Raw genomic sequence first — 23,762 nt, 5'->3', positions numbered from 1 at the left:
GGTTAGTCCCGCAGTACGAACCCTTCCTTGACCAGCCAGTCCATGGCGACGTCGGAGGGCTCGCGTCCGTCGACGTCGACCTGGGCGTTGAGGTCGATCAGCACCTCGTCGGTCAGCTTGTCCGAGACCGGCTCGAACAGCTTCGGCAGCTGCGGGTACTGATCCAGCACCTTCTTGCTCACCACCGGCGCCACGTTGTACGCCGGGAAGTACTTCTTGTCGTCTTCCAGTACGACGAGATCCAGCGACTTGATCCGGCCGTCGGTGGTGTAGATCTCGCCGAACAGGCAGTCGCCGTTGCTGGTCGCGGCGTACACAGCGCCGGTGTCGAGAGTCCGGACGTTGCTCCGCGGGACGCCCGACCCGAGCGGGACGCCGTAGTGCTTGAGCATCGGCTCGAAGCCGTCGTTGCGGTTCGCGAACTCGGACTCGACGCAGAACGTACGCTCCTTCGCGGGCAGCGACTCGATCTGGGAGAGCTTGCTGAGCTTGAGCCGGTCGGCGGTCTTCCGGGTGACCCCGAAGCCGTAGCTGTTGTTCATCGGCGCGGGTTTGAGCCAGATCAGACCGTTCTTCTCCCGGTCCTCCTTGGCGACCGCGTCGTACTGCTCCTGCTTGTCCGGGATGCCGGTCTCGTGGCCCATGTAGGAGATCCAGGCGGTCCCGGTGTACTCCCAGGAGAACTGGATCTGGTCCTGCAGCATCGCCTGCCGGGAGGTGTCGCTGCCCGGCATGTTCGTCAGGTCCTTGACCTTGGCGCCCGCGGACTGCAGCAGGATCCCGGCCATCTTGCCGAGGATGATCTGCTCCTGGAAGTTCTTCGAACCGACCCCGATGCTCAGGCCGTCGAGCCGTTGGGTCTCCTTCAGCGGACCGCTGAGCGAGCCGGTGGGAACGAAACCGCCGCTGGTGCCGAGGCCGCAACTCGTCAGCACCAGAGTCATCGCGATGACGAGCAGCTTCTTCATCCGAGCCCCCTCGGTCGGGTGACCTCTTCGAGGACGCGGCCGGCCCAATCGATCAGCAGGGCCAGCGCAGCGACCAGAATCGCGCCGCTGATCAGCACCGGATATCTGAGCAGCCGGATGCCGGTGGTGATCAGGCCGCCGAGTCCACCGGCGTCGATGAACGTCGCGAGGGTCGCCGTACCGACGACCAGGACGAGCGCGGTCCGGATGCCGGCCATGATCACCGGTACGGCGAGCGGCAGCTCGATCCGGCCGAGCACGGACCGGTTCGACATGCCCATCCCCCGACCGGCCTCGACCAGGGTCCGGTCAACGCCTTGCAGGCCGACGATCGTGTTCCGCAGTACCGGCAGGATCGCGTACAAACAGAGCGCCAGGATCGCGGTCCAGAAGCCGAAGCCGAGCCAGATCGCGAGCAGCACGATCAGCCCGATCACCGGCGCGGCCTGACCGGCGTTCGCGAACGCGACCACGAGCGGGGCGGCCCGCCGCAACCGCGGCCGGGTGAGTGCGATGCCAAGCGGTACGGCGATCGCCAGCACGATGACCGTGGCCACCACGGTCAGCTTCAGGTGCTCGAGCGTGAGCCGGCCGAGCAACCCCCAGTCCAGCTGCCGCTTCTCGATCGAGTCGAGCTCCGCCTGCGACCGCCAGATCGCCCACGCGCCCAACACGACCGCCACGAACAACGGCTGCCCGATCAGCAACCCCAGACTCGGCCGCCGATGCTGGCTGCTCGCCAGACTCGCGGCCGTCGCCTTCGCGTCGGCCAAGCCCTCCGGCGGTTTAGTGTCCGGGCCGGGATCGACGGTGGTCATGCGACGACCTCGGTATCCGGGGTCTGGTGGTGTTCGTCGTGGGTGTCCTGGATCCGGGTCAGCACGGCCTGGAAGTCGACCACGCCCAGGTACTCGTCCCGGCGGCCGGTGACGACCGCGCTGCCGTGGCTCGACACCAGCATCGTGTCCAGGGCGTCGTTCAGGGTTGCCCGGCGGTCGATAGTGACCAGGTCGGTGTCGTCGTGGGGTGCGGGGACCCTGTCCAGATCCAGCAGGTCGCGCGTCCACATCCAGTCGACCGGACGGCGTTTACTGTCCAGGATCACCACCGAGTCGTCCCCAGCCGCCTGCGCTGCCCGCAGTACGTCGGCCGCCGAATCGCCGATCTGGGCGACGGTCGGCCGGCCCAGGTCGATCTCGCTGACCCGGCTCAAAGTGAGTTGCTTCAGGGCAGCACCGGCCCCGACGAAGTCCGCGACGAAACGGTCGGCCGGATTGGCCAGGATCGCCTCCGGTACGTCGTACTGGGCGATGTTGGCGCCTTCGGTGAGGATGAGGATCCGGTCGCCGAGTTTGACCGCCTCGTCGAAGTCGTGGGTGACGCAGACGATCGTCTTGCGCAGCTCCTCCTGGATGCTGAGCAGCTCGTCCTGCAGCCGCTGCCGTGTGATCGGGTCGACGGCACCGAACGGCTCGTCCATCAGGATCACCGGCGGGTCCGCGGCCAGGCCACGAGCCACACCGACGCGCTGTTGCTGGCCGCCGGACAGCTCGCGCGGGTAGCGGCCGCGGTACCGGGCCGGGTCGAGGCCGACCAGCTCGAGCAGTTCGTCCACGCGTTCCGCCGTACGGCGTCGGTCCCAGCCCAGCAGGCCGGGGACCAGCGCGATGTTCTGGGTGACGGTCATGTGCGGGAACAGGCTGCCGCCCTGGATCACGTACCCGATCCGTCGGCGCAGGTCGTCGTCGTTCTGCTTGCCGACCTCCTCGCCGCCGATCCGGATCGTGCCCGAGGTCGGTGCGATCAGCCGGTTGATCATCTTCAGCGAGGTGGTCTTGCCGCACCCGGACGGGCCGACGAACATCACGATCTCGCCGGCCGGGATGTGCAGGCTGAGGCCCTCGACGGCCGCGCGCTTCTGGCCCGGGTACCGCTTCACGACATCGACCAGGTCGATGTCCACGCCACTGACTTCGGTGGTGTTCTCAGACACGGATACCCCTTGAGGTGGTCAGGCGGCCGGCGAGCAGCAGCAGTGCGTCCAGGACAAGAGCGAGCAGCACCACGCCGAGGGTGCCGACCAGAGCCGAGTTCAGCGCGTTCGCGCCGCCGATCTGGGTGAGCCCGGTGAAGATGAAACCGCCGAGCCCGGGACCGAGCACGTACGCCGCGATCGCGGCGATGCCCATCGACATCTGCGCGGAGACCCGGACCCCGGCCAGGATGACCGGCCAGGCCAGCGGCAGCTCGATCCGCAGCAGCGTCCGGACCGCGCCCATCCCCATCCCGCGGGCGGACTCGATCAGGGTGCGGTCCACGCCGGCCAGGCCGACGACCGCGTTCCGCAGGATCGGCAGGGTCGCGTAGAAGGTGACCGCGATCACAGAGGTCGCCGTACCGATGCCGGCGACCGGGATCAGCAGGCCGAGCAGCGCGAACGACGGGATGGTCAGGCCGATCGCGCTGACCCCTCCGGCCAGCGCGACGACGCGAGGGTTGCGGTGCACGAAGACCGCCAGCGCCACCGCGAGCACGGTGGCCAGCAGGACGCACTGGATCACCAGGCTCAGATGCTGGTAGCTCTGATAGAGCAACTGCGCGTGACGCTCAGTGATGTAGTCCCACATGTGCGGCTCCGTACCCAACAAGTGTTGGATTCACACAGTGCCACAGCGACGGCTCAGTGTCGGAGCATGCCGAAGCCCCCGGACACCGAGGTGTCCGGGGGCTTCGGAGGTGGATCAGTTGAACGAGTCTCCACAGGCGCAGGAGCCGGTCGCGTTCGGGTTGTCGATCGTGAAGCCCTGCTTCTCGATCGTGTCCACGAAGTCGATCGACGCACCCTTGAGGTACGGCGCGCTCATCCGGTCGGTGACGACGCTCACACCGTCGAAGTCGGCGACCACGTCACCGTCGAGGTTGCGCTCGTCGAAGAACAGCTGGTACCGGAGCCCGGAGCAGCCACCCGGCTGCACGGCGACCCGGAGCGCGAGGTCGTCGCGGCCTTCCTGGTCGAGCAGCGCCTTCACCTTGGCTGCGGCCCCGTCGGTGAGGAGCACACCACTGGTGACGGTCTGCTCGGTCTGCGCTTCAGTCATTCCTGACTCCAGTCATCTCGCAAAAATCCTGTCAACACCGGTCAACCTCACCCGGTCCGCGAACATTCCCATGGTCGCACACCTATTTTGAGGATCAAGCCAGTGCCCACTTCACAGGGCGGGTCGTCAACGTGCCCACGTTCTGGCTACCCGCTCGGCCACCGTAGCCAATGATCCGTGCGGGTCCGCGAAGGCCTGCTCCTCGCCGACGGCGTCGACCAGCGAGTACGCCGATTCGACCCCCATCGTGCGCATCTCCCGCGATCCGATCAGCACCTTGCCGGCCAGCACCACACACGGCCGCATGGCGTCGTTCGCGACCTTCGCCACCCCCGCGATCACCTTGCCGTCGCGGGACTGGAAGTCGAACGCACCCTCGCCGCTCAGCACCAGGTCGACCCTGGCCGCCTTCTCCTTCAGTCCGGTCAGATCCGCGACCAGATCGATCCCGGACACCCGCTCGGCCCCGAGCAGCAGCAGCGCGTAGCCGAGCCCGCCGGCCGCGCCCGCAGCCTTCTGGTCGGCGGTCTTCCGCCCGGCCAGCTCCGCGAACTTGCTCAGGTAGCCGTCCACCGCGGGCTTGCGCTCGTCGGTGATGCCCTTCTGGGTGCCGAAGATGTTGGTCGCGCCACGCAGCCCGAGCATCGGGTTCTCCACGTCACTGGCCGCAACGAACTCGATCCCGGCCACCCGGCTCAGCGCCGGCTCCAGATCTACCGCCGTCAGGTCCGCCAGCCCGGCCGCGCCCGCTGCCAGGTCCCCATCGACCGCCGTAGCGCCCAGCGCAGCCAGCAAACCGGCACCCGCGTCGTTCGTGCCGGATCCGCCCAGACCGAGGATGATCCGCTTGGCCCCGGCATCCACGGCCGCCGCGATCAACTGCCCCACGCCGTACGTCGTACCGTCCTCAGGCCGCCGCTCGCCCGGCTCCACCAGGTGCAGCCCACAAGCCTGAGCAGTCTCGATGTACGCCGTCTCGCCCGCCACCAGCACGGTCGCCGGGGTCTCGACTCCCAGCGGCCCGCGCACAGTCACCGCCAGCAGTGTCCCGTCCACCACCGCGGCCAGCACGTCGATGAACCCGGGGCCGCCATCAGCCATCGGCGCGACCAGCACCTCTGCACCGGGGTCCCGCCGCCGCCACCCTTCCTCGATAGCCGCAGCCGCCTCCACCGCGCTCAACGTCCCAGCAAACTTGTCCGGCGCAATCAGCACTCGCATCCCCCCATCCTCCCCCACCCGCCCGCGCAGCCACGACTCCGTCTCGCGGTCTAGAGTCGGCCGGTGAACTGGCCCAGTACCGCCGCCGAGGCGATCGCCGTACAGGAGGAGCTCCGGGGGCAGGTCGACCGGACCGACTACGGTCCGCCGCCGCGGACCGTGGCTGGGCTGGACGTCCAGTACGACGGGGATCGGCTGGCCGCGGCGGTCGTCGTACTGGAGTGGGAGACACTCGCTGAGGTGGATCGGGCGGTGGTGCCTGGGCGGACCGCGTTTCCGTATGTGCCGGGGCTGTTCGCCTTCCGGGAGGTACCAGCGTTGCTTGACGCACTGGAGCAGCTGGAGACCACACCGGATCTGCTGGTGTGTGACGGGCAGGGCGTCGCTCACCCACGGCGGTTCGGCCTGGCGTCACACCTCGGCGTGCTGACCGGGCTCCCGTCGATCGGAGTGGCTAAGACGGCGTTCGTCGGGACGCATGTGGAGCCTGCAGCAGAGCGCGGGTCAGCTGCCGACCTGGTGCTGGACGGTGAGGTGGTTGGCGCGGTGCTGCGTACGCAGGACGGCGTGAAGCCGCTGTACGTGTCGGTCGGGCATCGGGTCAGTCTGGCAACGGCGATCAGCCACACGCTGCACCTGAGCCCGCGTTACCGCCTGCCGGAGACCACTCGGGCCGCCGACAGGCTGTGTCGCCGCAGTCTCTAGTCGCGCGCTGACTTGCCCGGGAGAGCAAGCATCCGGTCCAGGGCGATCCGGGCGTAGTGCTCGGTGTCGGCGTCGACCTTGATCGGGTTGACCACGTGTCCGGCGACCAGGTTCTCGAGCGTCCAGACCAGGTGCGGGAGGTCGATCCGGTTCATGGTGGCGCAGTAGCAGACCGTCTTGTCCAGGAACACGATGTTCTTGTCCGGGTTCTGCTTGGCCAGCCGCTGCACCAGGTTGAGCTCGGTGGCGACGGCCCACGACGTACCGGGCTCGCCGGCCTCCACCGTCTTGATGATGTACTCCGTCGACCCGACCAGATCGGCCTTCGTGACGACCTCGTGCCGGCACTCCGGGTGCACGATCACCTTGACCCCGGGGACCCGCGAGCGGACGTCGTCGACCGACTCCGGCGTGAAGCGGCCGTGCACCGAGCAGTGCCCGCGCCACAGGATCATCTTCGCCGCGACCAGCTGCTCACGGGTCAGTCCGCCGTTCGGCTTGTGCGGGTCGTACACCACGCACTCGTCGAGCGAGATGCCCATCTTCAGCACCGCGGTGTTCCGGCCGAGGTGCTGGTCCGGCAGGAAGAACACCTTCTCGCCCTGCTCGAACGCCCAGTCGAGCGCCACGTCGGCGTTGCTCGACGTACAGACCGCACCACCGTTGCGCCCGCAGAACGCCTTGATGTCGGCGCTCGAGTTCATGTAGGTGACCGGCACCGTCACGTCGGCCACACCCGCGTCGGCCAGCGCCTCCCAGGCCGCCTCGACCTGCTGGATGCGAGCCATGTCGGCCATCGAGCATCCGGCGGCCAGGTCCGGCAGGATGACGGTCTGGTTCTCGTTGGTGAGGATGTCGGCGGACTCGGCCATGAAGTGCACACCACAGAACACGATGTACGGCGCGTCCGGCCGATTGGCCGCGTCCCGCGCCAGCTTGAACGAATCGCCAGTGACATCGGCGAACTGAATCACCTCGTCACGCTGGTAGTGGTGACCCAGCACGAACACCTGATCACCCAGCGCAGCCTTGGCCTTCAGCGCCCGCTCCACCAGATCCGGATCGGAGGCCGGCGGCAAAGCACCGGGGCACTCGACACCCCGCTCGGAGTGCGGATCAGTGCTCTGGCCAAGGAACAACAGCGGCAGGGACTTCGGCCCATCGGCAATCGTCGTCACGTCAACCATCGTTGCACGTTCATCAGCCGGTTCACGTGTCCGGCGTCACTGCTCAGATCGTGAAATTCAGTGTGCGACGTGGGCTGGTGCGTACCAGTTGGCCAGCAGGTCTGGGAGGCGGTCGGGGCCCCAGCGGTCGACCGGGGTGATGCGGCCGTCGAGCGAGGCGAGCGCTTTGGCGAGCTCGCCTACTACGTCGCCGCGCCACGGTACGGCGACGCCTTCGCCCGGGCCGACGATGACGGACGGGCCGCCGCGGTCTAGGCAGACGACCGGGCAGCCGGAGGCGAGCGCCTCGGTGACTGCCCAACCCGCGGCTTCGCGCAGAGCCGGTGCCAGTACGGCGTCGGCGCGGAACATCGCGGCGAGCACCGACTCGCGTGGCAGCTGGCCGGTGAACTCGACCCGGTCACGGACGCCGAGCTGCAGGGCGAGCCGCTCGGCGCGTTCCCAGTCGGGGCCGTCACCGATGATCCGGAGCTCCCAGTTCGCGGCTTCGGGGCGGGCCAGCGCGCTGATCGCGAGCAGGACGCCCTTCCACGGAATCAGCCGGCCGACGAACAGCGCCGTCTTGGTCCCCGGCGGGCCGAAGGGTTCGTACGGGCCGGCGGCGGTGAAGCGGCGGATCGCGACGTTCGGCTGGACGGCGATCTGCTGCGCGTACGGCCGGAAGACCTCGGCGACATCGTTGTTCTGGGCAACCATCAGGTCGGCGATCCGGGCGGCCTTGCGGCCGGTCAGCCGACGGCGGGCACCGGTGTAGACACGACGGACCAGCTCGCCAACCACCCCGCGCGGGCCGAGCCAGTGCGCCATCGACAGCGGCGCGGTCGTCGAACCACCGACCGGCCCCCAGATGACCTTGGCCGACGACGGCTGCACCACACCGGCCGCCATCCAGTCGACGGCAAACGTCAGGTGGTGGATGACGTCGTACGAATGCTCGGCGTGCATCCGGCGCGCGGTCTGTCCGGCCAGGCGCTGCCAGAGCGGGTAGTACCAGTAGACGTCCGCGGGCCGGCGGCGCAGTTTCAGCACCCACTTCGGAAGCTCCAGCGGTACGACGGTCAGTCCGGGGACCGGCCGGATCGCGAGCTCCTCGGCGATCTCGTGGGCGAACTTGCCCCGGGTCAGCAGCCACACGTCGTGATCCCGGGCGGCGGCCTTCGCCCACGCCCACCCCGCGCCGGGCTCCGAACCGCCCTGTGGCCGGCACGCGTAGGCGCTGATCAGGACCTTCGGCCGGCTCGGCATCAGCTCAATCCCTCCAGCAGGCGGCGCAGATCGGTGCTCGAGGTGGACGCCGTGTACGGGAAGTAGTGCACTTGCGCGCCGACCTCACCGAGCAGCCGCTCCAGCCGGGTGCCCTTTTCCGTCCCTTTCCAGTCGTCGCCCTTGAACAGGACGTCGTACCGGAGCTGTTTCCACATCTCGAACTTGTCGCTGGACCAGTCGCTGACCACCTCGTCGACCAGGCCGAGGGCCCGGACGACCTCCATCCGCTCGTCGTGCGGAACGACCGGCGGGCGGCCCTTGATCCGGGTCACCACGTCGTCCTCGACGACTCCGGCGATCAGGTGGTCGCAGTGCTCGCGGGCCCGGCGCAGGATGTTCAGATGGCCGATGTGGAACATGTCGTAGACACCCGGCGCGTACCCGACGACACCCATCAGCCGCGCACCGGCTGCAGCGCGGCCATCTCCCGGTACCACTTGGCGACGGCCGCCGCCAGGAACAGCAGGTTGATCGCGAGCAAAGCGCCGTACAGGACGGCGAACAGCGGCGGTGAGCCGAAGGCCAGGAAGACCAGGCAGAGGACGCCGTAGTCGGTCGGTGCGATCAGCAACGACTTCAGCACGGAATCGCCACGCTGGTTGGGCTTCAGGGCGCCGGTGTGCCCGCGGCGCAGCTGGTCGATCAGGATCAGCCCGAAGAACAGCACCGACGACAGGCAGAGATACGCCAGCGGGACGAGCAGTACCAGCTCGTTGCTGAAGGCATCGAAACGGTAGAACGAGATCAGTACGGCGCTGTGCAGCAGCACGATCTTGACCGCGTCGATCATGTGGTCCAGCCACTCACCGAGCGGCGAACCGCCGCCCCGCAGCCGGGCCAGCTGACCGTCGGCGGAGTCGAGTCCGTAGCCGAGCACGAGCAGCGCCGTGACGGCGAGCGCGAGCCCGAACGACGGCCGGATGGTCGCGACCAGCGCGATGCCGGCCAGCGAGCACAGGCCGCTGGTGATGCTGACCTGGTTCGGAGTCCGGCCGGCCAGGAACGCGGTGGCCGCGAAGACCCGCCCGATCCGGCGGTTCACGAACCGCGAGTACGCCGGCGTACCGGCGGAGGGCTTCTGCGCCCGGGAGAGCCGGGCGACGACCTCGCCCAGTGAGCCGGCGGTCATGCCACCGAGCTGCGGGACTGCCGCTGGTCGATGGCCGCCCGCAGAATCGTGCTGCGGGACATCCGCACATCCGGAAGCTCACGCAGCCCCGGCACGCCGGTCAGGTCGTCCGCACCGAGAACGCCGTCCAGGTCAGCGGCGAAAACCAGCCGCCCGGCCAGCAAATGGGCGTCCACGTCGTCGATGACGACAACCTCGTCGACCGCGCGCAGGTGGTCGAGAATCTGGACCCGCTCGAGCAGCGGCACGAACGGCCGCGCGCCCCAGGCGTCCATCGCCCACTCGTCGGTCAGGACTCCGACGACCAGCCGGTCACAGGCCGCACGGGCCCGTTCGAGCACGTCGAGATGCCCGACGTGGAAGAGGTCGAAGACCCCGGCCAGAAATCCGGACTGCGATCCGATCTGCGGCAAAACGTGTTCCCCCTGCGGCTCCCCCACGGAGCGTTCTGTTGCGCGGCCTGGCCGATGCAGAGCCTGACCGTCTGCGGTGACCCTATACCTCTGCGTCACGTCGCGCCCAGCGTCCCCTCCGGTTGCGTTCGCCCCGCGCGTGCTCGGCGATCGCATCCGTGTAGATCCTTTCGGTGGCAGCGAGGTCGCGCGCCGGTGTGAAGCGGTCGAGATAGACCTGCCGGGCCCGTTCGCCGAAGGCTACCGAAGTCGCCGGATCGGTCACCAGCCCGATCGCCTTGCGCAGACCCTCGAGGTCGCCGGGCTCGGCCAGCGCGCCGGTCTCGCCGTCGTCCACCAGTTCCGCCAGTGCGCCGAGCCGGGACGCGACCACCGGAACGCCGTGCGCGAACGCCTCCACCACCACGAGTCCGAAGGTCTCATACGAACGCGCCGGTACGACGACGGCGCGCGCGGTGCGAAGAACTTCCATACAAGCCGACCACGGTCGTTGCCCAAGTACCTGAATCGACAGGTCCTGCCGGGCCCGCTCCTCCGCCTCGGCCCGCAGCGGCCCGTCCCCGATGATCACCAGCTTACCGAGCGAGGAATCCCAGGCCCGCAACAGATCCGCGAACCCCTTGTCCTCGACCAGCCGCCCGAGGAACACCACCGCATCCCCCGGACCGCTCCGGACCTGACCGTCGTGCGGCACCGCATGCGGTTTCACGACGATGCGGTCCGCCTCGAAGCCATGAGCGACGTACCGCTCCTTCACGAACTCCGACGGCGCGATCAGCGTGGTGACGTAGCGCTGCCAGGTGTGCAGCGTGTTGTGGATACCGATGCTGGTCGCCAGCGGCACCGTCTGCACCCGGGACTCGCGGTAGCAACCGTGCCGCACACCGGCCAGCGGAAGCCTGCCGACGCAGGAATCACACGGCCCACCCTCGCGCTGCAGTACGGCGTTCGCGCACATCAGCCGGAAGTTGTGCAGCGTGGCCACCACCGGCAGGTCCAACCGGTACGCCGCGCGCAGGACCGAGGGGCTGAACAGCGGGAAGGTGTTGTGCACATGGACCAGATCGGGCCGGTTCGCTTGCAATAGCTGTGTTAAATCGCGTTCGGCCGAGAATGACCATACGGAGCGGAACGGTAACAATGCGCGATCTTTTCGGCCCATCTGGGCGATATCGTCGCTGTTCCGGGCGTAGAGGTCGATCTCATGTCCTGAGTTACCGAGCAAATCAACCGTTTGTGCGACAACGGTGTTCTCGCCACTGGGTTGACCACTCCGGTAACGGTTGTGCAACATGGCGACCCGCATGGCACTACCTTAAGTCTCGCGGTGGCTACGCCTGGTGTCCCCAGGCCGATGGTGAACCCGCAATCCCCGGAGGGTTCCTTGAGCAGTAAGCGCTCTACGGCGTGGTTCGCAGCGTTCATCGCTGCGGCCGTCGCGGTCGTTACGGTCGCCCTCCCGGTGATCGCACACGAGAACAACGCCACCAGTGCCGTGAAGTCACGCACGAATTCCGATCCGTCGATCGCCGGTGGCAAGGTGCCGACTCACCACGCCACCAAGCCCGGTCACCCGCCGGCCAAGGCGACGCCGTCCGCGCGGCCGACCAAGAAGGCTCCGGCAAAGCCTTCGGCGAAGCCGACGCCTTCCGCGCCGCCGGTTACGGCACCGACGGTTCCCGTTATCGACCAGGGCTCTGCTGGTCCCGCGCTCGCCGGTGCATGTCGCGGCGTCGCGATCGAGCCGGCCGATGACGCGGCCAAGGTCGTCAGTGCGGCAGCCGCCGGTACGACGTTCTGTTTCGCGGCCGGCGTGCATCGGATCGCCACGACGATCCGCCCGAAGGCCAATCAGGTGCTGGCGAGCGCGGACCGCGCCGTACTGACCGGGTCGGTTCCGTTGACCGGGTGGACGCGGGACGGCGATCACTGGGTGACTCGCGGAGCGCTGCCGACGGCGTACGGGAAGAGCGGGCAGTGCGAGGACAACGTCGCGGACATCTGCCACCTGCGTGAGCAGGTCTTCGTCGACGGCACGCATCTGACGCGGGTGTCGAAGCTCGCCTCGGTCGCGCCCGGGACGTTCTACGCCGACTACGCCGCGGACGCCGTCTACATCGGCAGCAACCCGGCCGGGCACGCGGTGGAGATGTCGAAGACGGCGACCGCGATCGAGTCCGGCGCGACCGGAGTGGTCGTGCGCGGGCTGACCATCGAGCACTTCGCCAGCGCCCCGCAGGCCGGTGCCCTGGTGTCCGGTCCGGGGTGGAAGGTGACCGCGAACGACGTGCGCTGGAACCACGCGGTCGGCGTGATGCTGGTCAAGGCGGACAAGACGCTGGTGGAGAAGAACCTGATCCACCACAACGGCCAGCTCGGCCTCGGTCAGTACAGCTCGGCGGACGCGACGATCGCGCGCAACGTGGTCAGCGAGAACAACACCGACGGCTTCTGGGTCGCCGACTGGGAATCCGGCGGCATCAAGTCGACGCGCTCCTCCGGCACCGTCAGCGGCAACGTGGTCAAGGCCAACCGCGGCGTCGGGATGTGGGCCGACGTCGCCGACGACGGCCGGGTGATCACCGGCAACAAGATCACCGGCAACGCCGCCGACGGCATCCGGTTCGAGATCAGCCGCAACGGCGTCATCTCGGACAATGTCGTCACCGGCAACGGTTTCGGCACCGGCCGCGGCTCCGGTACGTCGCTGTGGGACGGCGGCGGGATCAACGTGAACACGTCGTCCGACGTGACGATTCGCGGGAACTCGGTCTCCGGCAACGTCAACGGGATCACCGTCCAGTCGCGCACCCGCGGTACCGGGCCCTGGGGCGCCTACGTGCTCCGCGACATCGCGATCACCGGGAACACGGTCACGATGACCGGCGGTACGCAGGCGACCGGCATGGTGCAGAACACCGCGTCGCCGGTGCCCGCGGGCGAGGTCGAGTTCTCGGGGAACCGGTATGTGCTGGACGCGCTCGGGGCCAAGCGGTTCGCCAAGTTCGGCACCAAGCTGACCGCGGACGGCTGGCAGGACGCCGGCCTGGACACCGTCAGCACCTTTCTGGCCAACTGACAATTACTGTTCGCAACCGAATTCGCCCTGTGTAATCGCTGTGTGATCGATGCTTGGCGCAACGGACGTAAATTTGGTGCATAAAGCAACGGATTGAGGGTTGCATCGACTACCCGACGTAGTACGCTGCTGACTTGAAGTCGCGCCTTGGGGGGTGCGCCGAGGAAACTACGTTGCCCCCCGGAGGCTCCTCAGTGAAACCACCGCTCACCGTTCTCGCAGTCGTTGCCACCGGCACCGTGATGGCCGCCGCGCTGGCCCCGCAGGCTCTCGGCAGCAACATCAGCAGCCTGGACAGCCCCGTCGGCATCCGCCTTCCCGACGAAGCTGCCACGCTGCCCGGCGGAGTGACCATCGCCGTCGGCCCGTCGGACGATCCCACCGCGACCCCGACGACTCCCCCGGCGACCACCCCACCACCCGCGCCCGCTTGTTCCGGCGTACGGATCCTGCCGACCGACAATGCGGCCAAGGTGGTGGCGGGCGCACCGGTCGGGACGACGTTCTGTTTCGCCAAGGGCTTGCACCGGATCGGCGAGACCATCAAGCCGAGGGCGAACCAGGTGCTCACCGGCGAGACCGGATCGGTGCTGACCGGGTCGGTTCCGCTCACGCAGTGGACGGCCAACGGTGACGACTGGGTGACCACCGGCGCACTGCCCCCGGCGTACGGACAGACCGGGCAGTGCGAGGACAACGTCGCGAACATCTGCTACCTCCGTGAGCAGGTGTTCCTGAACGGCAAGCACCTGACCCGGGTCGCCAGCCGCGACAAGGTTGCCCCCGGCACCTTCTTCGGTGACTACGCGGCCAACGCCGTCTACGTCGGCGACGACCCGCGCAAGGTCGCGGTCGAGATGTCGAAGACCGCCACCGCGATCGACGGTGGCGCGACCGGCGTGACCGTGCGTGGCCTGACGATCGAGCACTTCGCCACCGCACCGCAGGGCGGCGCCGTGGTCCTCGGCCACAACTGGAAGGTGACCGACAACGAGATCCGCTGGAACCACGCGGTCGGCGCGATGCTCGTGAACGCCGACGGCGCGCTCCTGGACGAGAACAACATCCACCACAACGGCCAGCTCGGCGTCGGTCAGTACAGCACGCTCAACGGCACCATCAGCCGCAACGCGGTCACCGACAACAACACCGACGGCTTCTGGATCGCGGACTGGGAGTCCGGCGGCATCAAGACCACCTGGTCGAACGGCGGCTCCGTCAAGGGCAACCTGATCAAGGCCAACCGCGGCGTCGGACTGTGGAGCGACGCATACGACGACGGCCGCACCTTCGACGGCAACTCGATCGTCGGCAACGCGGCCGACGGCATCCGCTTCGAGATCGGCCGCAACGGCGTCATCTCCGACAACCTCGTCACCGGCAACGGCCACGGCACCGGCCGCGGCTCCGGCCGCTCGCTGTGGGACGGCGGCGGGATCAACATCAACACCTCGTCCAACGTCCAGGTCCGCGACAACACCGTCGCGAACAACGTGAACGGCATCTCCATCCAGTCCCGCACCCGCGGCGACGGCCCCTGGGGCCGCAACCTCCTGCGCGACATCTCCATCACCGGCAACGAGATCACCATGCGCGGCGGCACCACCGCGACCGGCATGGTGCAGAACTCCGGCGCCGCCATCCCCGCCGGCGAAGTCACCCTGGACAAGAACTCCTACGTCCTCGACAGCCTCACCTCGGACCGCTTCCAGAACAACGGCGAGTGGTACACCGCCCGCGAATGGCAACAGTCCGGCCAAGACAAATCCAGCTCCTTCCTCTCCAACCGCCTCCCCCCACCCAGCTAACCCAATCCACGGCCGCCTACTGCCGCTCTATGCCTGTTGCGATCTGGTGGCTGGTCTTCCCCGAACCGGTTTGGGGAGCGATCGCGACAGGTGACATCCGTCGCGGTGGCTGAGGGCTTTGGCCGGCCAGAAGCCCCTCCTCTCCGAATGCGCTCGTCCCATCCGACCGCCCACATTCGGCCGACAGCGCACGCGGTGGCTGGTCGCCGCTGCGGCCGGTTTGCCTGAGACGGGTGGCTGGGGTGGTCTTCGGCTGGTCCCGGATGGCGAGGTCGGTGACCGCGGTTCCCCGTTGCCTGTGGCTGACGTGCTGTGCTTTGCGCCGACGATCAGGAGGCTTACTAGCTGACCCGCCGCGCTGGTTGCCGCCGACGATCAGGAGGCTTGATAGCTGACCCGCCGCGCTGGTTGCTGCCGCCAAAGGCACGGTCCCCCACTCGGGTGCTGATTGCACGGTGGCGCCTTCGCCGGGGCGGTGATGGTCGGGCTGGGGAACCTTACCCCCCGAAAACGACAGGTAAGGTTCCCCAGCCCCGATGCCCCGCGCCACCACTGGCGGCCGGAGACAACAAGCGGGGGCCGGAGACCTATGGCATCAGGTCTCCAGCCATCACAAGGTGTCTCACGCCACCACTGGGCGGCGCGGGACCGACCACCCGTCCGCTTCGCTGGCCGGTACTTTTTTCTGGGGATAGCGACCAGAACTTACCGACTGCCGTCACCCCACCGACCTCAGCCGTAGCCCGGAAGCTCAAGCAACCGCAACCGTGGTCACCGGCCCCGCCATCCCCCTCAGCCACAGAACCGCTCAGCCACCCGCCTCAGTCATACCGGCCGCAGCGGCGACCAGCCACCGCCTACCCCGCCGGCCGAATCCGAGCGGTCGGATGGGACGAGCACATTCAGGAAGGAGGGGTTACTGGCTAGACGAAGACCTCAACCACCGCAGAACGTCCCCGACCGCATCCCCACCAGGCCAATCCCGGCTTAGCGGGGAACTACTGCCGCCCAGAGACAGCAGCTCCCCACAAACACGCATTAGCCGCGGCGCCGGCCGACGACGGGTCTGCCTGCGACAGTTAGCGGAGCGCGGTCAGCTCGTCGATGAAGCGATGGCCGCGCTCGACCACCCCTGGAACGACCTCGTGGCGCCCCTGACGGATGGGGAACTCGAGATGCACGAGGATCTGTGTCGCTGCGAGCACCGCTGCCCCATCCCAGCCGACCAGGTCGAGGATTCTTGTCCACAGCCGTCTTCGGGCACCGTCCAGTTGCGGATGCTGGAAGGTGTGCCACTGGAGGGTGCCGAGATCTGTCGCCCGCGTGCCGCTGCCGGCGTTCCCGATGTCCACGACTGCCACCACTGCTCCGTCACGGACCAGGACGTTGTCGGGCTTGAAGTCGGCATGGACCATGTCAGGTGCTGCTCGTGGGGGTGGGGCGTCGGCGCACATCAGCCGAAGGCGCTCGACCAAGGCCGACACCTCGGAGGAGTACCCCGGGAGTCCGGCGACGGCCCTCGACAAACTCGGAGCCAGGTCTTGACCGAATTCGTGACCGGTGGCGAGCCGCCAGGCGTACGACCAGTGGTCGTAGGGCTCGGAGGCTTGGCCGGCCTGGAGTTCGGTGATCTCCATCAGTTGCTCAACGAGGGAAGGCGTCAGCTCTGGCGCGGGCGCCGCGTCGACGAAGTCCATCAGGTGCCACACATGAGTGGCGGTGGCTCCTACTCCGAGGCAGGCCGGGGTGGGATAGCCGCGGCTCCGCATGTGCTCGACCACTCGCTGGGCTCGCAACGCCTCGTCCAACTGGTTGGGGTGTGCCCGAGGCCAAGCTTTGAGCACACCATCTGCCCTTCCGGCCAACTGGATGCGCAGGGCACCCACATCGAAGCCTCCCGGTAGGCGATTGAGGAGAGTGACCTCTGCCCCAACCACGCCGGCGACATCGGCCAGAACCTCTGCTGGCAGCTCTTCGGCCCGGGTACCCATGACGGGCATCCTGGCACCCTTCCACGCCCCAGCGCCTGCCATTTACCGCCGACGGAGGGCGGTTACCTGCTCGACCAGGAGGTCTCGGAAGGGCGCGGAGTTCTGTAGCGAAGGGGTGAAGATGGCGTCGATGGCGAGGAGGCTGTCGACGATGGCGGCTGGGGTATCGGCGCCGTCCAGGGCTGCTGTGAGCAGGGCAGCTTGAGGGTCGTCGAGGTTAGCGGCGGTGTTGACGTAGACCATCCAGGCGGCGACGGCCAGGGCCAGGGTGCGGGGCTCGGCGCCGACCGTAAGGCGATCCTCGACTGTGCCGAGCAAGCGGACCGGAAGCTTTACGGAGCCGTCCATCGCTACCTGGGCAGTGCGGTGCTTCAGCGCTGGGTTCGCGAAGCGGTCGAGAACGGTCCCGCCGTACGACGCGAGGTTGAGACCGTCGGGCGGAGTCAGGGTCGGAATGACGTCGTCGGTGATCAAGGTGTGGGCGAACGCGGCGAGCTCTTTGTCGCGGACAGCTTCGGCGATGGTCTCGTAGCCGCGGAGCGCACCGAGGTAGGCCAGCATCGAGTGGGTGGCATTCAGAATGCGGAGCTTGGCCTGCTCCCAGGGCGCCACGTCTGCGGTGAGCACTGCCCCGCCCTGCTCCCAGGCCGGACGCGGGCCGGCGAAGTCGTCCTCGATCACCCACTGCAGGAACGGCTCCGCGACAACGACGGCTTCATCCCGTACGCCGAGGAGCCGGGCAGCCTCGTCCCGATCGGCCTCGGTGGTCGCGGGAACGATCCGGTCCACCATGCTCGCCGGGAACCTGGACGCCTCGAACACCTCCGGCACCTTGCCGAGCGCCTCGAAGTACTCGGCGACCAAGCGGCGCAGGAAGGGGCCGTTGGCAACGAGGTTGTCGCAGGACACGATCGTCAGCGGCGAATCCCGTCGAGCCAGCGCAGCGGCCAGTTGACCGACCACAGTCCTCGGCGGCCGGCCAGTGAGGTCGGCCTGGATCTCCGGGTCATCGAGGTCGAGTCCGCCGCTCTTCGCACGGTAACCCTTCTCGGTCACCGTCAACGTCACCACCGAGACCGCCGAGTCGGCCATCCGGGCGACGACCGCCTCCGGGGCCTCAGGGGCGGTGAGCACCTCGCGGATGCTCCCGACCACCTGGATCGTCGGATCGCCGTTGCCACGCTCGAGAACGGCATACAGGCCGTCCTGTGGCTCGAGTTGCTCGCGGACGGTGGCGGAGCGCTGGCTGACCCCACTGATCCCCCAGCGGGTGTCGCCGGTCAGCGCGGCGGCTCGCTCGGTGATCACGGCCTGGTGGGCCCGGTGGAAGGCACCGAGGCCGAGGTGGACGACACCGATCGACAGCGACATCGGATCGACGGCTGGTGCGACGGGCAGGTGGGCGAGACTCAACCTGTTCACGGGGGCGACCTCTTTCAGCCTGTGATGGACGGTGTCGGGCCGGTGGAGTTGCGGACGATCAGCTCGCCCGGCAGCGGATCCTGCCAATGGAGCGGTGGGATCATTTCGGGCATGGTGATCAGGCCGAGCAGGATCTCGACGGCGATCTGACCGGCTCGCTGTTTCGGCAGCCGGATCGTGCTGAGCGACGGAATCGCCATTCGGGACATCTCGATGTCGTCGACCCCGAGCACGCTGAGCTCGTCCGGCACCGAGATCCCGCGGGCGTGCAGCCGGGTCAGCAGTCCGATCCCCATCAGGTCGTTGTAGGTCACCACTGCGGTGGCGTCGGTGGCGACCGCCTGATCCGCCGCGGCGACACCACCCTCGTACGTCGGGGCGAAGTTGCCGACCACGACCAGCTCGACCCCGTGGGCTTCGGCGGCGGCGCGTAGACCGACCGTGCGGTGCTGATTCGACCAGGAGGCCTCCGGTCCAGCGACCCAGGCGATCCGGCGATGCCCGAGCGCGACAAGGTGTGCCATCGCCTGACGCATCGCGTCCTCGTCGTCGAAGATGACGCGGGACACTCCCGGCACACCCCGGTTGATCAGCACGACGTTCGTGTCCTCGGCGATCGCGGCCAACTCGTCGACACTCGACCGTGGTGAGCACAGGATCAGGCCGTCGACCTGCTTGGCCAGCGCCCGGAACAGGCCGGCCTCGACTGCCGGCTCCTCGTCGGTGTCTGCGACGAAGACCGCGACATCGTCACGACGGGCACGGGCCTGGACGCCCTTCACCACACCGGCGAAGAACGGGTTCGCGAGATCGGGGACGACGAGACCGACGTTCCCGGTGCGGCCGGTGATCAGGCCGCGGGCGGCCCGGTTCGGCTCGTAGCGGAGCCGCTCGACGGCGACGGCCACCCGGGCGCGCGTGTCCGGGTTCACCATGTCCGGCAGCGAGAGCGCGCGAGACACGGTGGACGGTGAGACTCCAGCGAGCCGGGCCACGTCACGGATCGTCGCGGGCATCGCCACCTCCTCCGGGCTGAGTCGGGCCAGTCTGCAATCTGTTTCAGTCGAGTGTCAAATCGGGCCCTGCCAGCGACGATTTGCGTAGCTGACGAACGACTGCAATCCTTTGCAGTATTCGTCGCAGCCGAGCAACTCGGAGGACCTCATGCCCAAGGCCCTGCAGCCCCATCCCGATCGCGCCCTGCCCGCCGGAGAGTCATGCGATCTCGCGCGCCGGATCCACGCGTCGACGAAGGATCTGCCACTGCTGTGCCTGCACGGGCACGTCGACATCGCGTTGTTCGCGGCCGACGCCCCGTTCGGCAATCCGGCCGAGCTGCTGGTGATCCCGGACCACTACGTGACCCGGATGCTCGTCTCCCAAGGCGTCTCGCCGGACAAGCTGGGTCTCCCCCGCCGCAACGGTGCGCGGACGGCCGACCCGCGCGAGGTCTGGCGAGAGTTCTGCGCTCACTGGCATCTGTTCCGCGGAACGCCCAGCCGGTACTGGTTGGAGCACGAGTTCGCCGAGGTGCTCGGGCTGACCGTGCACCCATCCGTTGAAACCGCCGACGAGCTGTACGACCAGATCTCCGCGCGGATCGCCGAGCCGGACTTCCGGCCGCGAGCGCTGCTCGACCGGTTCAACATCGAGCTGCTGTCGACCACCGACGCAGCGACCGACGACCTGGCCCTGCACGCACAGGTCGCGGCGGACCTGCCCGGCCGGGTGATCCCGACCTTCCGTCCAGACGCCGTCGTCCATCTCGACCGACCCGGCTGGAGCTATCTGGCCGAGCAGCTCGGGCAGCTCGCCGATGTCGACACCTCGACGTACAGCGGCTATCTGGACGCGATCCGGAAGCGGCGGCAGGTGTTCGTGCAGGCAGGCGCACGAGCGACCGACCACGGGCACTTCAGCGCGGCGACGACACCACTCGCGGACGCCGAGGCGGAGCGGATCTACGCCGACGCACTCAAAGGCCAGGTGTCGACGGACGACGCGGCCGCGTTCGCCGGGCACATGCTGTTCCAGTCCGCAGCCATGTCGGCCGAGGACGGGCTGGTCATGCAGCTCCACCCCGGCGTCCTGCGGGACCACGATCCGGCGATCCACGCGACGTACGGGCCGGACCAGGGCCACGACATTCCGGTGACGACGGAGTTCACCCGCTCACTGCGACCGCTGCTCGAGCAGTTCGGGCATGCGGAGGGCTTCCGGATCGTGCTCTTCACCGTCGACGAGACGACCTACTCACGCGAGCTCGCGCCACTGGCCGGCGTCTACCCGGCCGTCCGGCTCGGAGCACCCTGGTGGTTCCTGGACAGCCCGGGCGGCATGCGCCGATTCCGCGAGCTGGTGACCGAGACAGCCGGCTTCTACAACACCTCCGGCTTCGTCGACGACACCCGCGCGTACCTGTCGATCCCGGCCCGCCACGACCTCGCCCGCCGGATCGACGCCGGCTACCTGGCCGACCTGGTCGGCCAGCACCGCCTCGACGAAGACGACGCATTCGAGGTAGCCCAAGACCTCGCCTACAACCTCGCTCGGGACACCTACCTGGGGTGACGGTAGTCTCCACCAGATCTTGTACGGCGGGGGCCTGGAAGGGATGTGGATGAGGCGCGGGGTTGGGATCGGTACTGCGGTCGTGCTCGGGTTGTTGCTGGGCGGCTGCACCGATGGTGACGACGCCGGGCCGAAGCCAGCCGGGCCGACTGTGGCGGTGCCTACTGGGCCGCCGGCGGCTGCGGCGGCGGTTCTTGGGGCTACAGGGCCTGGTACGGCGACACCTTGTCGTGGCACGGCGATCGCGGTCGGTGCGGATCCGCAGGCTGTGATTGACAGCAAGCCGGCTGGTAGTACGTACTGCTTTGCGGCGGGGGTGCATCGGATCAGTCGGCCGATTGAGCCGCGTGATGGGGACACGTTCGGCGGTGGGGCTGGTGTGGTGCTGACTGGGGCCGTCCCGTTGAAGGAGTGGACGCGGGACGGGGACCGGTGGGTGGTGCGCGGCATGCTCCCGGCGGCGTATCCGCTCAAGGGGCAGTGTGAGGACAACCGGGCGAATCCGTGCCAGGTTGGCGAGCAGGTGTTCCTTGGCGGTGTGCATCTCAATCGGGTGATGAGCCTCGAGGAGCTGAAGCCGGGGACGTTCTTCGGGGACTACGCCGCCAACGCGGTCTACGTCGCTGATGATCCGTCCGGGCGTGCTGCCGAGTTGTCGCGGACGCAGACGGCGTTCGCCCGCGGTGCGCAGCGGGTGACGGTGACCGGGCTGACGATCGAGCACTTCGCATCTCGCCCGCAGGCCGGCGCTCTCGAGGCCGGAACCGGCTGGCGGGTGACGAGCAACGAGGTGCGCGGGAACCATGCGGTCGGCGTGATGCTGATCGAGGCCGATGGGGCCGAGGTCGGGCGGAACACGATCGCTGACAACGGGCAGCTCGGTCTCGGGCAGTACAAGTCGGCCGACGTCCGGATCACCGGAAACCTGGTCACGCGGAACAACACCGACGGGTTCTGGATCGCCGACTGGGAGTCCGGCGGGATCAAGTCGACCCGTTCGTCCGGTGAGATCTCCGGCAACGACGTGGTCGCCAACCGCGGAGTGGGGATCTGGAGCGACATCGCTGAGTACGACCGGCGGATCAGTGCGAACCGGATCCGCGACAACGCGGCCGACGGGATCCGGTACGAGATCAGCTACGCCGGGATCATCGAGCAGAATGTTGTCGAGGGCAACGGATTCGGTACCGGCCGGGGTTCCGGCGGCAGCCTCTGGGACGGCGGCGGAATCAACGTGAACACGTCGGCCGGGGTTCAGGTCCGGGGCAACCTGGTGAAGGACAACCGGAACGGGATCTCGATCCAATCGCGGACCCGGGGCGACGGACCGCGCGGCCGCTACGTGCTCAGCGACGTGGTCGTCGAGGGGAACCTGATCATCCTCGGCCGTGCGGAGGCCAGCACCGGAGTGGTCGAGAACAAGGGCTCCCCCACGCAGTCCGGTGCGGTCACGTTCCGCCGCAACAGCTACCAGCTCCCCACCAGCACCCGCTTCGGCTACCGCGGCAAAGAGCTCACCTGGCCCCAGTGGCAACAAGCCGGCTTCGACCAGGACTCAGTCAGCAGCTAGCCGGGTCTTCTTCGGGCCCGGATTCGGTCGGCGTCGCAGATGGCGGCGGCTACCAGCAGGTGGACGGTCATCGACGACAGGTCCGAGAGGCCGCTCTCGTTCAGGGAGGCCGCGGTGACGTAGCCGAGGAGGAGGGCGCCGCAGGCGCGGATGTACGGCGTCGGGGCGCGCAGCACGGAGATCCAGGCGAGCAGCAGGGCCACGGCGACGATGATCACGGCTAGTACGCCGGTCTCCCAGTAGAGGCCGAGCCAGCTGTTGTCGATCGCCATCACGTCGATGTCGCCCTCGCCGCGGCGGAGCAGGATCCGTTTGTTGCCGAGCCCGTGCCCGAGCAGTGCGGTCTGGATCGAGACCTTCTCGTCGAGCACCGCCTGCCAACTCGTGGTGCGGCCGCTCAGCGAACTGATCTGCCGGGTGCCCTGCCCACGCAGCAGCCAGTTGTGCAGCGAGCCGATAGTGAGGAAGGCGATCCCGAGCAACGCCGGTACGCCGAGGGTCGCCAGCCGGCCGAACCAGCTCTTCCGGGTGAACAGCAGCGCCAGGACCAGCCCGAAGGCGATGGCCGCTGCCGAGGTGCGAGTCCGGCTGGCCGCGATCAGAATGCCGCCGAGGCCGATCAGTGCGGCCGCGGGCAGCAGCGCGAGTTTGCGGCAGAGGTAGCCGATCAGGGCCAGGCCGAGCAGGATCGCGCCGACCTCGCCGACGCGGGGCGGCAGCATCGGAATGATGACGCCCTGCAGACGTGAGCCGGTGCCGAGCGAGCTGAGCGGGCGCCAGGCCAGGCTAGGTGCATACGCGAGGCTGGCGACGACCGTGATCGCGAGCGCGAGGTGCGCCCACAGGTGCGCCCGAATCAGCCGCTCCGGCACGTGCACGAGCGGTCGCCAGAGCAGGAAGATCAGCACCAGGCCGATCAGGAAGCGAGCCAACCGGGTCAGCGGACCCATCGGCTCGGCGAGCAGGAACGCCGTTGCGGTCGCGAAGAGCACGTAGCCGACGTACAGGGTGCCCGTCGGATTGACTCGGGTCCGGAAGCCGGGCTTGGTCGCGGCCAGGGCGATCAGGAAGAGCGCGCCGAGCAGCAGGCCCTTCATCACGCTGTTGGTGGAGCCGGTCGTGCCCTGCGGCGCGGCGACCCGGGCTGACCACGGCTGCACACCGAGCACGAACAGGCACCACAGCATCAGCCAGAACCAGGCCGGCTTCTCCGACGGTGTCTCGACCGTGCCCGGGACCGCGTGCGCCAGCCGGTCCCGGCGTGGCCCCCAGCCACGTCCGACCCGATACTCCGCGCCGGTCCGGAACAGCTCCGCGGCTGGTTGCCTGGCCAA

The 23,762-nt window shown here is 68.3% G+C and carries 21 protein-coding genes; 5 read left to right on the top strand and 16 right to left on the bottom strand.

Features of this window, described 5'->3' with window-relative positions; translation table 11 throughout:
- Window positions 1-2: 2 nt before the first annotated feature.
- The 6 genes from OG474_RS34175 to OG474_RS34150 all read right to left on the bottom strand — a co-directional run bounded on the left by OG474_RS34175 (window position 3) and on the right by OG474_RS34150 (window position 5,287).
- Window positions 3-968 (bottom strand): glycine betaine ABC transporter substrate-binding protein, encoded by a 966-nt coding sequence (locus tag OG474_RS34175; RefSeq protein WP_405057741.1) that lies wholly within the window; start codon window positions 966-968, stop codon window positions 3-5.
- Window positions 965-1,786, bottom strand: a complete 822-nt coding sequence (locus tag OG474_RS34170) for an ABC transporter permease (RefSeq protein ID WP_405057740.1) — start codon at window positions 1,784-1,786, stop codon at window positions 965-967. The genes OG474_RS34175 and OG474_RS34170 overlap by 4 nt, the downstream gene beginning before the upstream one ends.
- Window positions 1,783-2,961, bottom strand: coding sequence for an ABC transporter ATP-binding protein (locus OG474_RS34165; protein ID WP_405057739.1), 1,179 nt, complete (start codon window positions 2,959-2,961; stop codon window positions 1,783-1,785). The genes OG474_RS34170 and OG474_RS34165 overlap by 4 nt, the downstream gene beginning before the upstream one ends.
- The gene (locus OG474_RS34160) at window positions 2,954-3,595 is read right to left on the bottom strand and encodes an ABC transporter permease (protein ID WP_405057738.1); all 642 of its coding nucleotides are present in this window, start codon (window positions 3,593-3,595) and stop codon (window positions 2,954-2,956) included. The genes OG474_RS34165 and OG474_RS34160 overlap by 8 nt, the downstream gene beginning before the upstream one ends.
- A gap of 114 nt (window positions 3,596-3,709) precedes the next feature.
- Window positions 3,710-4,066, bottom strand: coding sequence for a HesB/IscA family protein (locus tag OG474_RS34155; protein ID WP_405057737.1), 357 nt, complete (start codon window positions 4,064-4,066; stop codon window positions 3,710-3,712).
- Window positions 4,067-4,192: 126 nt separating this feature from the next.
- Window positions 4,193-5,287: a glycerate kinase gene (locus OG474_RS34150; RefSeq protein ID WP_405057736.1), complete on the bottom strand. Its 1,095-nt coding sequence runs from the start codon at window positions 5,285-5,287 to the stop codon at window positions 4,193-4,195.
- Between the two features lie 63 nt (window positions 5,288-5,350).
- Between OG474_RS34150 and nfi the strand changes: the two genes are divergently transcribed.
- The gene (gene nfi / locus OG474_RS34145) at window positions 5,351-5,992 is read left to right on the top strand and encodes a deoxyribonuclease V (protein ID WP_405057735.1); all 642 of its coding nucleotides are present in this window, start codon (window positions 5,351-5,353) and stop codon (window positions 5,990-5,992) included.
- Here nfi and nadA read toward each other — a convergent pair.
- From nadA to OG474_RS34115, 6 genes are all read right to left on the bottom strand, one after another.
- Window positions 5,989-7,179 (bottom strand): quinolinate synthase NadA, encoded by a 1,191-nt coding sequence (gene nadA / locus OG474_RS34140; protein WP_405057734.1) that lies wholly within the window; start codon window positions 7,177-7,179, stop codon window positions 5,989-5,991. The genes nfi and nadA overlap by 4 nt on opposite strands.
- 57 nt (window positions 7,180-7,236) lie before the next feature.
- On the bottom strand, window positions 7,237-8,424 hold the full coding sequence (locus OG474_RS34135) for a glycosyltransferase (RefSeq protein WP_405057733.1): 1,188 nt from the start codon (window positions 8,422-8,424) through the stop codon (window positions 7,237-7,239).
- Window positions 8,424-8,840: an adenylyltransferase/cytidyltransferase family protein gene (locus tag OG474_RS34130; protein WP_376038901.1), complete on the bottom strand. Its 417-nt coding sequence runs from the start codon at window positions 8,838-8,840 to the stop codon at window positions 8,424-8,426. Before OG474_RS34130 ends, OG474_RS34135 begins: the two co-directional genes overlap by 1 nt.
- Window positions 8,840-9,574 (bottom strand): CDP-alcohol phosphatidyltransferase family protein, encoded by a 735-nt coding sequence (locus OG474_RS34125; protein ID WP_405057732.1) that lies wholly within the window; start codon window positions 9,572-9,574, stop codon window positions 8,840-8,842. The genes OG474_RS34130 and OG474_RS34125 overlap by 1 nt, the downstream gene beginning before the upstream one ends.
- Window positions 9,571-9,987, bottom strand: a complete 417-nt coding sequence (locus tag OG474_RS34120) for an adenylyltransferase/cytidyltransferase family protein (RefSeq protein WP_405057731.1) — start codon at window positions 9,985-9,987, stop codon at window positions 9,571-9,573. Before OG474_RS34120 ends, OG474_RS34125 begins: the two co-directional genes overlap by 4 nt.
- 82 nt (window positions 9,988-10,069) lie before the next feature.
- Window positions 10,070-11,281, bottom strand: a complete 1,212-nt coding sequence (locus OG474_RS34115) for a glycosyltransferase family 4 protein (RefSeq protein WP_405064643.1) — start codon at window positions 11,279-11,281, stop codon at window positions 10,070-10,072.
- A gap of 90 nt (window positions 11,282-11,371) precedes the next feature.
- Between OG474_RS34115 and OG474_RS34110 the strand changes: the two genes are divergently transcribed.
- Window positions 11,372-13,066 (top strand): right-handed parallel beta-helix repeat-containing protein, encoded by a 1,695-nt coding sequence (locus tag OG474_RS34110; RefSeq protein ID WP_405057730.1) that lies wholly within the window; start codon window positions 11,372-11,374, stop codon window positions 13,064-13,066.
- Between the two features lie 194 nt (window positions 13,067-13,260).
- The gene (locus OG474_RS34105) at window positions 13,261-14,874 is read left to right on the top strand and encodes a right-handed parallel beta-helix repeat-containing protein (RefSeq protein WP_405057729.1); all 1,614 of its coding nucleotides are present in this window, start codon (window positions 13,261-13,263) and stop codon (window positions 14,872-14,874) included.
- A 1,079-nt stretch (window positions 14,875-15,953) separates the two neighbouring features.
- Here the strand turns inward: OG474_RS34105 and OG474_RS34100 are convergent.
- The 3 genes from OG474_RS34100 to OG474_RS34090 are packed head-to-tail and all read right to left on the bottom strand — an operon-like array spanning window position 15,954 to window position 19,303.
- Entirely contained in the window at window positions 15,954-16,874 is a 921-nt protein-coding gene (locus OG474_RS34100) for a phosphotransferase family protein (protein WP_405057728.1), read from the bottom strand.
- Window positions 16,875-16,907: 33 nt separating this feature from the next.
- Complete coding sequence (locus OG474_RS34095) at window positions 16,908-18,287, bottom strand: mannitol dehydrogenase family protein (RefSeq protein ID WP_405057727.1); 1,380 nt, start codon at window positions 18,285-18,287, stop codon at window positions 16,908-16,910.
- 14 nt (window positions 18,288-18,301) lie between these two features.
- Complete coding sequence (locus OG474_RS34090) at window positions 18,302-19,303, bottom strand: LacI family DNA-binding transcriptional regulator (protein WP_405057726.1); 1,002 nt, start codon at window positions 19,301-19,303, stop codon at window positions 18,302-18,304.
- A gap of 148 nt (window positions 19,304-19,451) precedes the next feature.
- Between OG474_RS34090 and uxaC the strand changes: the two genes are divergently transcribed.
- Both uxaC and OG474_RS34080 read left to right on the top strand, forming a co-directional pair.
- Window positions 19,452-20,858: a glucuronate isomerase gene (gene uxaC / locus OG474_RS34085; protein WP_405057725.1), complete on the top strand. Its 1,407-nt coding sequence runs from the start codon at window positions 19,452-19,454 to the stop codon at window positions 20,856-20,858.
- A gap of 49 nt (window positions 20,859-20,907) precedes the next feature.
- Window positions 20,908-22,428 (top strand): right-handed parallel beta-helix repeat-containing protein, encoded by a 1,521-nt coding sequence (locus OG474_RS34080; RefSeq protein WP_405057724.1) that lies wholly within the window; start codon window positions 20,908-20,910, stop codon window positions 22,426-22,428.
- Here OG474_RS34080 and OG474_RS34075 read toward each other — a convergent pair.
- Window positions 22,425-23,762 carry a hypothetical protein gene (locus OG474_RS34075; protein WP_405057723.1) on the bottom strand — a complete coding sequence of 446 codons (1,338 nt, stop codon included), beginning with the start codon at window positions 23,760-23,762 and terminating at the stop codon, window positions 22,425-22,427. The genes OG474_RS34080 and OG474_RS34075 overlap by 4 nt on opposite strands.

The organism is Kribbella sp. NBC_01505 (genome assembly GCF_045040285.1).
In the GTDB taxonomy this organism is placed as follows: domain Bacteria; phylum Actinomycetota; class Actinomycetes; order Propionibacteriales; family Kribbellaceae; genus Kribbella.
This window is presented reverse-complemented; position numbering and strand designations above follow the sequence as displayed.

Coding starts and splice junctions, on each gene's coding strand:
- OG474_RS34175 (WP_405057741.1), bottom strand. CDS start 968: ATGAAGAAGCTGCTCGTCATCGCGATGACTCTGGTGCTGACGAGTTGC.
- OG474_RS34170 (WP_405057740.1), bottom strand. CDS start 1,786: ATGACCACCGTCGATCCCGGCCCGGACACTAAACCGCCGGAGGGCTTG.
- OG474_RS34160 (WP_405057738.1), bottom strand. CDS start 3,595: ATGTGGGACTACATCACTGAGCGTCACGCGCAGTTGCTCTATCAGAGC.
- OG474_RS34155 (WP_405057737.1), bottom strand. CDS start 4,066: ATGACTGAAGCGCAGACCGAGCAGACCGTCACCAGTGGTGTGCTCCTC.
- OG474_RS34150 (WP_405057736.1), bottom strand. CDS start 5,287: ATGCGAGTGCTGATTGCGCCGGACAAGTTTGCTGGGACGTTGAGCGCG.
- nadA (WP_405057734.1), bottom strand. CDS start 7,179: ATGGTTGACGTGACGACGATTGCCGATGGGCCGAAGTCCCTGCCGCTG.
- OG474_RS34135 (WP_405057733.1), bottom strand. CDS start 8,424: ATGCCGAGCCGGCCGAAGGTCCTGATCAGCGCCTACGCGTGCCGGCCA.
- OG474_RS34130 (WP_376038901.1), bottom strand. CDS start 8,840: ATGGGTGTCGTCGGGTACGCGCCGGGTGTCTACGACATGTTCCACATC.
- OG474_RS34125 (WP_405057732.1), bottom strand. CDS start 9,574: ATGACCGCCGGCTCACTGGGCGAGGTCGTCGCCCGGCTCTCCCGGGCG.
- OG474_RS34115 (WP_405064643.1), bottom strand. CDS start 11,281: ATGTTGCACAACCGTTACCGGAGTGGTCAACCCAGTGGCGAGAACACC.
- OG474_RS34100 (WP_405057728.1), bottom strand. CDS start 16,874: ATGCCCGTCATGGGTACCCGGGCCGAAGAGCTGCCAGCAGAGGTTCTG.
- OG474_RS34090 (WP_405057726.1), bottom strand. CDS start 19,303: ATGCCCGCGACGATCCGTGACGTGGCCCGGCTCGCTGGAGTCTCACCG.
- uxaC (WP_405057725.1), top strand. CDS start 19,452: ATGCCCAAGGCCCTGCAGCCCCATCCCGATCGCGCCCTGCCCGCCGGA.
- OG474_RS34080 (WP_405057724.1), top strand. CDS start 20,908: ATGAGGCGCGGGGTTGGGATCGGTACTGCGGTCGTGCTCGGGTTGTTG.